Origin of the sequence: Streptomyces sp. NPDC008092, assembly GCF_042957285.1 — a bacterium.
Lineage (GTDB): Bacteria > Actinomycetota > Actinomycetes > Streptomycetales > Streptomycetaceae > Streptomyces.
The window spans coordinates 19,297-30,632 of the sequence record NZ_JBIBHY010000033.1 but is presented as its reverse complement, the minus strand read 5'-3'; the positions used below and the strand labels follow the sequence as shown (position 1 = coordinate 30,632).

General features: G+C 68.0%; 10 protein-coding genes and 1 pseudogene. 4 read left to right on the top strand and 7 right to left on the bottom strand.

Annotated features, from left to right (window positions below):
* Window positions 1-89 precede the first annotated feature (89 nt).
* The 4 genes and pseudogenes from ACFZB3_RS49730 to ACFZB3_RS49715 all read right to left on the bottom strand — a co-directional run.
* A pseudogene (locus ACFZB3_RS49730) lies at window positions 90-320 on the bottom strand (transporter); the annotation flags it as partial.
* A 424-nt stretch (window positions 321-744) separates the two neighbouring features.
* Window positions 745-1,710, bottom strand: a complete 966-nt coding sequence (locus tag ACFZB3_RS49725; protein ID WP_391390474.1) for an alpha/beta hydrolase fold domain-containing protein — start codon at window positions 1,708-1,710, stop codon at window positions 745-747.
* 236 nt (window positions 1,711-1,946) lie between these two features.
* Window positions 1,947-2,726, bottom strand: coding sequence for an enoyl-CoA hydratase-related protein (locus ACFZB3_RS49720; RefSeq protein ID WP_391390472.1), 780 nt, complete (start codon window positions 2,724-2,726; stop codon window positions 1,947-1,949).
* Between the two features lie 10 nt (window positions 2,727-2,736).
* Window positions 2,737-3,828 (bottom strand): CoA transferase, encoded by a 1,092-nt coding sequence (locus tag ACFZB3_RS49715; RefSeq protein ID WP_391390469.1) that lies wholly within the window; start codon window positions 3,826-3,828, stop codon window positions 2,737-2,739.
* 123 nt (window positions 3,829-3,951) lie between these two features.
* On the opposite strand from ACFZB3_RS49715, the gene ACFZB3_RS49710 reads away from it, so the two are divergent.
* Window positions 3,952-4,128, top strand: coding sequence for a hypothetical protein (locus tag ACFZB3_RS49710; protein ID WP_391390467.1), 177 nt, complete (start codon window positions 3,952-3,954; stop codon window positions 4,126-4,128).
* Window positions 4,129-4,186: 58 nt separating this feature from the next.
* Here the strand turns inward: ACFZB3_RS49710 and ACFZB3_RS49705 are convergent, their stop codons facing one another.
* Window positions 4,187-4,894, bottom strand: coding sequence for a TetR family transcriptional regulator (locus ACFZB3_RS49705; RefSeq protein ID WP_391390465.1), 708 nt, complete (start codon window positions 4,892-4,894; stop codon window positions 4,187-4,189).
* A 285-nt stretch (window positions 4,895-5,179) separates the two neighbouring features.
* Between ACFZB3_RS49705 and ACFZB3_RS49700 the strand changes: the two genes are divergently transcribed.
* Both ACFZB3_RS49700 and ACFZB3_RS49695 read left to right on the top strand, forming a co-directional pair.
* Window positions 5,180-6,373, top strand: a complete 1,194-nt coding sequence (locus tag ACFZB3_RS49700; RefSeq protein ID WP_391390464.1) for an acetyl-CoA C-acyltransferase — start codon at window positions 5,180-5,182, stop codon at window positions 6,371-6,373.
* 37 nt (window positions 6,374-6,410) lie between these two features.
* Window positions 6,411-7,172: an SDR family NAD(P)-dependent oxidoreductase gene (locus ACFZB3_RS49695; RefSeq protein ID WP_391390462.1), complete on the top strand. Its 762-nt coding sequence runs from the start codon at window positions 6,411-6,413 to the stop codon at window positions 7,170-7,172.
* A 275-nt stretch (window positions 7,173-7,447) separates the two neighbouring features.
* On the opposite strand, the gene ACFZB3_RS49690 is transcribed toward ACFZB3_RS49695, so the two are convergent.
* Together ACFZB3_RS49690 and ACFZB3_RS49685 are read right to left on the bottom strand one after the other, a co-directional pair.
* Window positions 7,448-8,641: an acyl-CoA dehydrogenase family protein gene (locus ACFZB3_RS49690; protein ID WP_391390460.1), complete on the bottom strand. Its 1,194-nt coding sequence runs from the start codon at window positions 8,639-8,641 to the stop codon at window positions 7,448-7,450.
* 62 nt (window positions 8,642-8,703) lie between these two features.
* Window positions 8,704-9,507, bottom strand: coding sequence for a crotonase/enoyl-CoA hydratase family protein (locus ACFZB3_RS49685; protein WP_391390458.1), 804 nt, complete (start codon window positions 9,505-9,507; stop codon window positions 8,704-8,706).
* Between the two features lie 187 nt (window positions 9,508-9,694).
* On the opposite strand from ACFZB3_RS49685, the gene ACFZB3_RS49680 reads away from it, so the two are divergent.
* On the top strand, window positions 9,695-11,335 hold the full coding sequence (locus ACFZB3_RS49680) for a long-chain-fatty-acid--CoA ligase (RefSeq protein WP_391390457.1): 1,641 nt from the start codon (window positions 9,695-9,697) through the stop codon (window positions 11,333-11,335).
* The last annotated feature ends 1 nt before the right edge of the window (window position 11,336 follow it).

The window sequence follows — 11,336 nt, the reverse complement described above, 5'->3', positions numbered from 1 at the left end:
GACGTCCCGGACACGGTCGGTAAACAAGCCCAGGACGTGCTGGTCACAGTCCCAGACGGACATCACGGGCAGGACTACGGGCGGTCGGTAAACTCCACGATGACCGGCGATCCGTTCTCGTCCAGCCCGAGCGAATCGATCCGGCCCCTGTGGACCGGCCCGGTGCTGTACTCGCTCGCCAGGAACCGGATACCCAGCAGCGTCTCCATGTGCGCCTCGACGAGACCCTGCACATCGGCCTCGATCTCGGCAAGATGCGGCATGACCTCGGTCATGCCGCTATTGGTCGTGTCCGTGCGGAACAGCTTCAGGCCCGACACCTTCCCCTCCTCGGCTCGGAGATCACAAACGCCGATGAGGTGCGGGATTGTTTCCGCAAGAGGCTTCGGGAACGTGAAGATGATGTGAGACCCTGCGTGCAGCCTGATCGGGGAGCGCCCGCGTCCCCCGGTCACCGGAAAACCGGGATTCCCTCATGCGTCCCCCGCGACCTGGAGGACAGCGCCCGTGAGCTGCGTTTACGCAGCTCAGCCCCCATAGCTCAGTGGATAGAGCACGTGCCTTCCAATCACCTGTTCCGTCTCCATCACGATCCCTGCTGTACGTGTTCACGAAGAAGCCGACGCCGAGCACCTTCTCTAGCTGCGACTGGGCGAAGCCTCGGCACAAGACTCGCTCCCGAAACCAACCGTGCATGAGCGCTTGCTGGTTGCAGGTGGATCAGGTCGGGCGGGTGCTACATGGTCAGTTGGTGCCCAGGACGTCGCGCAGCGTGGCGATGGCCTGGGTGATGGCGGCCTCGGCTGCATGGGTGTCCCGCAGGGCGTTGAGCATGACGAAGTCGTGGATGATGCCCTGGTAGCGGACGGCGGTGACCGGGACGCCGGCCCCGCGGAGCTTGCCCGCGTAGGCCTCGCCCTCGTCGCGAAGCACGTCGGCCTCGCCGGTAATGACCAGAGCCGGGGGCAGCCCGGTGAGCTGCTCGGTGGTGGCGCGCAGCGGGGAGGCTGTGATCTGGGTGCGCTCACTCTCGTTGGGCGTGTACTGGTCCCAGAACCACTGCATGGCGTCGCGACGCAGGAAGTAGCCCGTGGCGAACTCGTGGTACGAGGCGGTGTCGAAACTGGCGTCGGTGACCGGGTAGAACAGCACCTGCTGCACCAGGGGGACGTCGTCGCGCTCCTTGGCCATCAGGGTCAGCGCGGCGGTCATGTTCCCGCCGACGGAGTCGCCGGCCACGGCGATGCGGGTGGCGTCCAGGTTCCTCGCGGCGCCGGTGGTGACGATCCAGCGGGCGACGGCGTAGTTCTGCTCGATGGCGACCGGGTAACGGGCCTCGGGGGACAGGTCGTACTCAGGGAAGACGACCGCGGCGCCGGTGCCGACCGCCAGTTCGCGCACCAGCCGGTCGTGGGTGTGGGCGTTGCCGAACACCCACCCGGCACCGTGGATGTAGATGATCACCGGCAGCACCCCCTGAACGCCGACAGGGCGCACGATGCGAGTCCTGACCGATCCGGTGGGGCCGCCGGGGACGGTCACCCACTCCTCAGCGATCTCCGGCTTGCTGATCTCGCCGGACTGGACCTCGTTGACCGCCTTTCGGCCTTCGGCCGGGCCAAGGTCGAACAGGTACGGCGGGTTCGCGTTGGCCTCTGCGAAGGCTGCCGCGGCAGGCTCCAGCACCGGGCGGGTGGGGGTCTCGGACATGGGTTGCTCCTCATGGGTGATGGCGGTGGCCGGCGCGCCCAGCCGTCCGGCGGAAGCGTTTGCCGCACGCTGCGTGGGCCAGAAGGCGTCGACGTTGAGCTTGTCTCCGGTGTTGGAGACGAAGATGACCGACGGCTTGGCCCGTTCGGTCCGGCTGGTGTTCTCCGTGAGGATGTGGCGGGCGGCCTGGCTGCTCGACCCGGTCCCTGTCTTGGCGGTAGCCGGCGCCGCTCCCGTCACTCGCCGAGGAACTCGGGCATGCGCTTGGCCTCGAAGGCGGCGACGCCTGCGGCGTGGTCGGCAGTCCCGAAGAGCGCGCACTGGCCTTCTCGTTCAAGCGCCAGTGCCTGTTCGAGCTGCGGCAGTGCAGTGGCGTTGATCGCACGCTTGGTCTGGGCGTATGCCTTCGTCGGTCCGTGGGCCAGCCGTGAGATGAGCCGCTCCGACTCGGTCGCGAATTCGCCGTCGGGTACGGCCTGAGCGATCAAGCCCCACTCGACGGCGGCACGTGCCGGCACACGTTCGGGAAGCATGGCCATGCTCAGGGCCCGTGCCCGGCCGACGGCCGCTGGAAGAAGTGCCGTTGCGCCGCCGTCGGGCATGAGGCCGACATTGGCGAAGGCCAGCAGGAAGTAGGCCGACTCCTGGGCGATGGCAACATCCGCAGCGAGTGCCAGGGAGCAGCCGACGCCCGCAGCAGGGCCGTTGACCGCAGCGAGTACCGGCCTGGGCACGGCACGCAGTGCGCGGATGAGCCGGTTGGCGGCGTCGATCCTGGCGCTGGGGCGGTCATTGCGGCGGTCTCCGTCGGCCAGGTCGGCTCCCGAGCTGAAAGCTCGTCCAGATCCGGTGAGGACGATCAGCCGTGTGCCGGGGTCGTCTCCGCACTTCTCGACGGCCTCGGCCGATCGGGTGAGCATGTCGGAGGTGAGCGCGTTCAGCCGGTCGGGACGGTTGAACGTCACACGCACGACGCTGTCGTGCTGCTCGATGAGGACATCCGATGGGCTTGTCATGTCTGCCCTTTCAGGCCTGCCAGTCCGCGAGTACGGCCTCGGGGTCGACTGTGCGCTCGGCGGGGGGTGTGGGTAGGGCGGGGCTCGTGCGGGAGAAGCGGGGTGCCGGCGCCGCCTGGAGAATGCCGTCCAGTTCCACCATCGTGTTGCGGGCGGCGAGGTGCGGATGGCCCGGCACCTCGTCGGGCTCCAGTACCGGGGTCACGCAAGCATCGGTGTCGGCGAACACCTTGGCCCAGTGGTTCCGCGGCCGTGACAGGAACGTCCGCGTGAAGGCAGCCCGCAGCTCCGGCCAAGCCAACTGGTCGAGCTGGTCCGGAAGTCCAGCGGGGTCGAGGTCGAGGCCGGTCAGCAGCGCCCGGTAGAACGCCGGCTCGATGGCGCCCACGGCGACATACCGGCCGTCTCCGCACACATAGGTGTCGTAGAACGGGGCTCCGCCGTCAAGGAGGTTGGTTCCGCGCTCGCCCCAGGCGCCCTGTCCGCGCATCGCCCAGAGCATCTGCAGCAGGATGCCCGTGCCGTCGACCATGGCAGCATCGACGACCTGGCCCAGCCCCGACCTCTCACGCTCCCACAGAGCCGACAGCACGCCGGCGAGCAGGAGCATCGACCCGCCTCCGAAGTCCCCGACAAGATTCAGCGGTGGAACCGGGCGCTCCCCGGGGCGGCCAATGACATGCAACGCCCCGGTCAGGGATATGTAGTTGATGTCGTGGCCAGCGCGCTTCGCGAGCGGCCCGTCCTGCCCCCACCCGGTCATGCGCCCATACACCAGACGAGGATTGACCTCATGGCAGTCGTCCGGCCCGACCCCGAGCCGCTCCGCAACACCGGGGCGGTAGCCCTCCAAGAACACGTCGGCCTTCCTGACCAAGCGCAGTGCCAGATCGCGGTCCGCCGGTTCCTTGAGGTCGGCGATCAGCGAACGGCGGCCACGTAGCAGCGGATCGGTCTTGCGCGATGCAGACCCTTTCTGCGCGTCGGGCCGCTCGATGCGGATCACATTCGCACCGAGGTCGGCGAGGATCATCGCCGCGTGGGGTCCTGGCCCGATGCCCGCCAGTTCGATCACGCGCAGGCCGGTCAGCGGTCCTGCCATGTTGTGCACCTCCGATCCGGTCGGAGCGACCAATGTTCTAACGATCGATAGATAGTGTGCTGTTGTCAAGGACGAGTCCTTGATCCAATGCGCCGTTCGGCGTTCGACTCGGGCGGTCGCGGCGTGGACGAGGAGGAGCGGGAGATGGCGCACGCAAGGCCGAGCGGGTCTGCGCCGTCATCGAAGTCGGCCGAGGTCAAGGTGCTGCACAAGTGCATCAGCGCCGACGGGCCGGCTTACGGACATCGTCGGCCGGCGGCCGGCGCGAACGCCGACTCCAGGCTCATGATCTCCCTCTGACCGAGTCCAACCGGAGTCCGCAACCAGGCAAGGTCGCGGACCATTGGCGCCACGGGGGTCACGCGCGCCCCGGCACCCCTGTGCCCTTGCTGCGGCGGCGGAACCCGAGGGTGTCAAGGGCAATCGCAACGTAGCGGTGAGCAACCTCGGTCTCTGTCAGCAGGCCCTCAGGCCGGAACCAGGTGGCCACGGCCTGGCACATCGACAGGACGGCGCGGACGGCCTCCGTCGGGTAGGGCGTGGCGAACACGCCGTCCTCGATGCCGTCGAGGGTGACACGGCGGAGGATGACCGAGAGTTCCTCGCGCTGCGCCCGGTACCGCTCGCGGTTCCCCGGCTCCAGGTTGTCGATCTCCTTGTCGAGGAAGGCAAGCCGATGCCTGTGGGTCATGTAGAGGACAATGCACTCCACGATGTTCGCCACCTGGTCCTCAGGGCGTTCACCGGCCTCCTCCAGAGCGTTGCGACAGCGGACGAGGACGTCGTGCATCGACCCCATGAGCAGCGTGACGAGCAGGTTCTGCTTGCTCTCGTGGTGGTAGTACAGGGTGGGAAGGGTGACTCCGACCCGGTTCGCGATGGCACGTACCGAACCGCCGTGGTAGCCGTGCGCACCGAACTCCTCCAGAGCCGCTTCGAGGAAGGGGGAGAGCTCCCGTTCCTCATATCGGCGCCAGTTCGGGCCCGGGTCGGGCTCGAACCCGAGCCCGGCCTCCTCCCGCTGCATCCGGTTGGATTGCTTCGTCCGCGGCGTCTGCCGTGCCACACGCCTCTCCTTCAGAACCTGCTGGTAGGCAAGCTTGCCGATGCTCCGCCTCAACGGAGACTACAGGGATGGCCGGATCACAGGGCTGGCGCCGCCGGCCCAGCGAGCAAGCGTCGCACCTCCTCCTTGACGGGCAAACCCGCCCGCGAGGGACAGAGGCGACCTCGGACACGAAGAACCGGGCCGACCACTACGGACCACGGTTGACGGTCCGACCGAGCGAGCCGTACCTTGCCATGGGCATCTATCTATCGCTCGATATACAGCCTACCGAAGGGGCCCAGCATGACGAATGCCGTCATCGTCGACGCCGTGCGTACGCCGTCAGGCCGGGGCAAGCCCGGCGGTCAGCTGTCGGGCTTGCACCCGGCCGAGCTGCTGTCCGGAGTGCTGCGTGCCCTGATCACCCGCAACGGCCTCGACCCCGGGTCGGTCGACGACGTCATCGCCGGTTGCGTGGGCCAGGCCGGTGAGCAGGCCCTGAACATCGCGCGCAGTGCCGTACTCGGCGCCGGTTTCCCCGAGAGAGTGCCGGGCACCACCATCGACCGGCAGTGCGGGTCCAGCCAACAGGCCGCGAACTTCGCCGCACAGGGTGTGATCGCGGGCGCCTACGACATCGCGATCGCCTGCGGGGCGGAGTCGATGAGCCGTGTGCCCATGGGCTTCGCCACACAGGGCAGGGACGCCTTCGGCCCAGCTGTGGCGGCACGTTACCCGGAAGGCCTGGTCCACCAGGGAATCTCCGCCGAACTCATAGCCGCCCGCTGGAAGTTCGACCGGGATGCGATCGACGCCTACTCCGCACGCTCCCATGCACGCGCGTCCGCGACAGCGCGATCGGGCGGCTTCGACAACGAGATCGTCCCGGTGACCGTACGGGAGTCGGATGGCGCGGAACGCACCCTGGCCGTCGACGAGACGGTGCGCCCGGGTACGACGACGGAGGGGCTGAGCGCACTCACGCCGTCCTTCCGCGATGAGGAGATCGGCCGCCGCTTCCCGGAGATCGACTGGCGTATCACTCCCGGCAACTCCTCACCCCTCACCGATGGCGCCTCCGCCGTGCTGATCATGAGCGAGGAGCGAGCGGCGGCACTCGGCCTGCGCCCGCGGGCGCGCTTCCACTCGTTCGCGGTCACCGGCAGCGATCCGTTGCTGATGCTCACCGGCGTCGTGCCGGCCACGCAACAGGTCCTCGCCCGCGCGCGCCTGGCCATCGACGACATCGACGCCTACGAGGTCAACGAGGCGTTCGCGCCGGTGCCTCTGCTGTGGCAGCAGGAGATCGGCGGCGATCCCGAGAAGCTCAACCCGCGAGGCGGAGCGATCGCCCTCGGCCATCCTCTGGGTGCCTCCGGCGGCCGCCTGCTGACCACGCTGCTCAACCACTTGGAGGCGATCGGCGGCCGCTTCGGTCTGCAGACCATGTGCGAGGGCGGCGGCATGGCCAACGCAACCATCATCGAACGAATCTGACACCAGATCACCGAGCGACATAGAAGAGGAATCCGTCGTGGACATCACCGGCAGCGTCGCACTCGTCACCGGAGGGGCGTCCGGCCTCGGCCTTGCCACCGTACGCAAGCTCATCGACCTGGGCAGCAAGGTCGTCATCGTCGACCTGCCCTCCTCCAAGGGTGCGGAGGTCGCAGAGAGCTTCGACAAGCAAGCCCTGTTCTCGCCCGCGGACGTCACCGACGAGCAGGACGTCAGCGCGGCCCTGGAAGTGGCCGCCTCGCTGGGTACCCTGCGTACCGTCGTGAACTGCGCCGGAATCGGCAACGCCATCAGGACGTTCGGCAAGAAGGGCGCTTTCCCACTGGCCGACTTCACGAAGATCATTCAGGTCAACCTGATAGGTACCTTCAACGTCATCCGTCTCGCCGCCGCGCACATGGCCGGTGCCGAGCAGATCGGCGAGGAGCGCGGCGTCATCATCAACACGGCGTCCGTCGCCGCCTTCGACGGCCAAGTCGGCCAGGCCGCCTACTCGGCTTCCAAGGGTGGCATTGTCGGCATGACCCTTCCGATCGCCCGCGATCTCGCGGACCTGAAGATCCGTGTGATGACCATCGCCCCTGGCCTGTTCCACACTCCCCTGTTCGACTCTCTGCCGGCCGAGGCCATCAAGTCGCTCGGTTCACAGGTCCCGCACCCCAGTCGCCTCGGCGATCCGAAGGAGTACGCCGAGCTCGCGGCGCACATCGTGGCCAATCCCATGCTCAACGGCGAGACCATCCGACTGGACGGGGCGATCCGGATGGCGCCTCGATAGCAACGACTCCTCGGTGTCCGTGCCCCGTCGCAACAGGACCGGGCACGGCCGCCACCCAGCTCATCGAAATGATTGGTGAAGAAGCCGGGCCACCCCGGCTTCATGGCCGGTCCCGCAGCACCGAACCGCGCAGCCGTCGTGCAAGTCGCAGGCGCTGCAGGTGAGATGGGTTCAACCACTGTAGATCGTGCGAGCCGTCAGGTAGCGGCGGTCCTGAAGTACGTGAGCCTCGGAGAGCCGCCAGCGGCAGTCGAATGTTGCCGGGAGGGGAGGGCTCAGGCACCCTCCAGCTCAGCGGCTCGCAGGACGCGCCGTGCGATGGACCAACGGTGCACTTCGGAGGGGCCGTCGTAGATCCGGAAGGCCCGTACCTCGCGCAGGTAAGCCCCCAGCGGGAGGTCGCCGGAGACACCGGAGGCGCCGCAGATCTGGATCGCGCGGTCGACCACTCGGTTGATCGCCTCGGCGACGAAGGTCTTGGTGATCGAGGTCTCGTGCTTGCCCGAGCCTCCGGTGTCGAGCGTCCAGGCCGCGTGGGCGATCAACGTGCGCGAGCCGGCCATGTCGATCTCGGAGTCTGCGATGAGCTGTTGCACCATGCCGAGTTCACCGAGACGGTTGCCGAAAGCGCTCCGGGAGCTCGCGTACCGGACGGCGATGTCCTGGGAGCGACGGGCGAGCCCGAGCCAGCGCATGCAGTGCGTGAGGCGGGCGGGAGCCAGCCGTACCTGCGCGTAGTGGAAGCCTCTGCCGACCTCTCCGAGGACGGAGTCGTCGCCGATCTCGCACTCGTCGAACTCCAACTCGCAGTGGCCGCCGATGAATCCCGCGTCCAGCGACGGCACGTGCCGGATCATTCGGAAGCCAGGGGTGTCGGAGGGGACCAGGAACATCGTCGTCCGGGGAGCGTCGTCGTCGCCTCCGGTTCGGGCCATGACGATGGCGAAGTCGGCTCCGTCGAGGCCGGTGATGAACCACTTGTGCCCGTCGATGACCCAGCCCGTGGCCGTGCGGCGTGCGGTGGTGCGTAGTTGAGCGGGGTCGGAGCCGGCGCCCGGGGCGGGCTCGGTCATGGCGAAGCAGGAACGCACGGTGCCTGCGGCGAGTGGCTCCAGATATCGCCTGCGTTGCTCTTCGGTGGCGACGACGTGGAGCAGGTGCATGTTGCCTTCGTCCGGGGCTGCGCAGTTGAGTGCGAGCGGGCCGAGCAGGCTGTATCCGGTTTCCTCGAGAACAGCCGCCTGTTCGCGCATGTCCAGGCCGAGGCCTCCGAGTTCGGCCGGTACGGTCGGCGCGAACAGGCCCGCCTGACGTGCCTGATGCTGGAGTTCACGGCGTAGCTCCTCATCGGGCGATCCGCTTCGGCGCAGGAACTCGAGCTCTGCGGGGATGATCTGGTCTCGTACGAAGGCGCGGGTACGCGCCCTCAGTTCGTCCAGGTGCGGGTCCAAGGAGAAGTCGATCGCCATGGCGGCCTGGTCCTCACGTCTGTGTGGTGTGCCAGTGGTGGGGTGCTGGAGGATGTGGGGAATCAGCGGCCGGTCCAGCGCGGCACGCGCTTCTCGACGAAGGCGCGGGGGCCTTCTTTGGCGTCTTCGCTGCGGCTGACGGCCACCCACTCGCTGTCGTTGTCGGCCCAGGCCGGGGCTTCCTGGTCGGAGCCGAAACCGGAGGCGGCGTGGATGAGTCGCTTCACCGCGCCGAGAGCCAGCGGCGCACCGGCAGCGAGTGTCTCGGCCAATTCCAAGGCCGCCTCCAACGACTTGCCCGCTGGGGCGACCCGGTTGACCAGTCCCCATCTGGCGGCGGTTTCGGCGTCGATCGCCTCGCCGGTGAGCGCCATCTCCAGTGCCATGTTGCGCGGGACGATCCGGGGCAACCGGATCACCCCACCCGCGGCCGGAAACAGGCCGCGGCGAACCTCGGGAAGACCGAACTTCGCCTCCTCGTCGGCAACGACCAGGTCGCAGGCGAGAACGATCTCGACGCCACCGCCCAGAGCCAGTCCGTTGACCGCTGCGATCACCGGCTTGTCCACCCAGTGGGTGACGATGCCGCCGAACCCCCAGTCCTCGTGACCGGGGGCATCGACTGCCAGTCCCTCGGCAGCCGCTTTGAGATCCATTCCGGCGCAGAAGGCGCGACCCGCTCCGGTGACAACGGCAACCTGGAGCTCCGGGTCCGCGGCGAACTCTTCCAAGGCCGCGCCGACAGCAGCGGACAGCTCGGCATTGACGGCGTTCATCGCCGCGGGACGGTTCAGGGTGATCAGAGCGACCCGGCCACGGCGTGTCAGCGTCGCTGCGGGGCTGCTGTCGAGATCGGGCTTCGTCATGAATCTCTCCGCTCTCTATCGATCGATAGATAAGCAATTTAGTGACCGGTCTTCCCGCGAGTCAAGGATTGCCATGGCGGCCACCGAGGGGATTGACGCCACTCTCGGGTCTCTACTAAATATCTATCGTTCGATAGCTTCCCGTCTGTGGGACCGGACCGCTGCGGTCGAAATGAGGAGCCCTCCGATGAAGAGCACCATGATGGACCGTGAGCTGCTGGTCTCCGACATCCTTCGACACGGCCAGCAGGTCTACTCCGGCAGTCGGGTGGTCCGCTGCGAAGCGGATGGCAGCACCGCGTGGTCCTTCGCGGAGACCGGCGAACGGGCCGAGCGCCTGGCATCAGCGTTGACCAGGCTCGGCGTCCGGGCCGGGGACCGGGTCGCCTCACTGGCCTGGAACACGCCGGAACACCTGGTCGCGTACCTCGCGGTGCCGAGCATGGGCGCCGTGCTGCACACGCTCAATCTCCGGCTGCACCTGGACCAGTTGGCGTACGTGATCGACCACGCCGACGACCAGGTACTTCTGATCGACGCCACGCTGATCGACCTGCTGGTCCAGCTCCGGGACCGGTTGGCGCGCATACGGCACGTCGTGGTCATCGGCCCCGGCGAGCTCCCCGATCTGGCGCCCGACGTGGCGGTCCATCGGTGGGAGGGCCTGCTGGCCGCCGAGGAACCCGGCTTCGCCTGGCCCGACCTGGACGAGCGCAGCGCGGCCGCGCTCTGCTACACCACCGGCACCACCGGCGATCCCAAGGGCGTTGCCTACAGCCACCGCTCGATCTTCCTCCACACTCTCGGCATTTCCAGCGGCAACGCCTTCGCGATCAAGGAGAGCGACCGGGTGCTGCCCATCGTGCCGATGTTCCACGCGAACGCCTGGGGCTGGCCGTACGCGGCATGGCTGGCCGGAGCCGACCTCATCATGAACGGCCGGTTCCTGCAGGTGCCCGACCTCGCCCGGATCATCCAGGCGGAACGTCCGACAGGCGTCGCGGCCGTGCCCACGATCTGGAACGGCCTGCTGCAGTACGGCCTCACGCATCCGGTGGACCTCGGCAGCATCCGGCTGGCCGGCTGCGGCGGTTCGGCTCCGTCCAGAGGGCTCGTCACTGGCCTCAAGGAACGTCACGGCGTGCGGCTGGTCCAGGGGTGGGGCATGACCGAGACCAGCCCGATCGCCACCTGGTCCGCGCCGCCGGCCGGTACCGCTCAGGACGAGGACGTGGACTGGCTGGTGAAGAGCGGGCGGGTGATGCCCTGCGTGCAGGTGCGGGTGATGGGGCTGGACGGTGTCGAGCAGCCCTGGGACGGGGAGTCGGTGGGTGAACTGCAGCTGCGCGGGCCCTGGGTGGCCGGCTCGTACCTGCGCACCCCGAACAGCCCGGAGAAGTTCAGCGACGGGTGGCTGCGGACCGGGGACCTCGGTGTCATCGAGCCCGGGGGCTGGGTGGTGGTGAGCGATCGCCTCAAGGACGGCATCAAGAGCGGAGGCGAGTGGATCTCCACGGTACAGCTGGAGAACGTCATCGCCGAGCACCCTGCCGTGGTGGAGGCCACCGTTGTCGGCGTTCCCGATCCACGCTGGGAAGAGCGTCCCCTTGCCTGTGTGGTGCTGGCGGAGGGCGCCGATACGGCCGTCGAGGACCTGCGCGACTTCCTCGAAGGCCGGGTCGCGCGCTGGTGGATTCCGGAGCGCTGGTGCTTCGTGTCGGCCGTGCCCAAGACCAGTGTCGGCAAGTACGACAAGCGCGCCGTACGACGGCTGTTCGACAACGGCGAACTTGCGGTGGAGCCGCACCGAAACGAGCAGGGCAGCTGAG

Excerpts from the sequence above, each read along its gene's own strand:
- ACFZB3_RS49725 (WP_391390474.1), bottom strand. The coding sequence starts at position 1,710 with ATGTCCGAGACCCCCACCCGCCCGGTGCTGGAGCCTGCCGCGGCAGCC.
- ACFZB3_RS49720 (WP_391390472.1), bottom strand. The coding sequence starts at position 2,726 with ATGACAAGCCCATCGGATGTCCTCATCGAGCAGCACGACAGCGTCGTG.
- ACFZB3_RS49715 (WP_391390469.1), bottom strand. The coding sequence starts at position 3,828 with ATGGCAGGACCGCTGACCGGCCTGCGCGTGATCGAACTGGCGGGCATC.
- ACFZB3_RS49700 (WP_391390464.1), top strand. The coding sequence starts at position 5,180 with ATGACGAATGCCGTCATCGTCGACGCCGTGCGTACGCCGTCAGGCCGG.
- ACFZB3_RS49690 (WP_391390460.1), bottom strand. The coding sequence starts at position 8,641 with ATGGCGATCGACTTCTCCTTGGACCCGCACCTGGACGAACTGAGGGCG.
- ACFZB3_RS49685 (WP_391390458.1), bottom strand. The coding sequence starts at position 9,507 with ATGACGAAGCCCGATCTCGACAGCAGCCCCGCAGCGACGCTGACACGC.
- ACFZB3_RS49680 (WP_391390457.1), top strand. The coding sequence starts at position 9,695 with ATGAAGAGCACCATGATGGACCGTGAGCTGCTGGTCTCCGACATCCTT.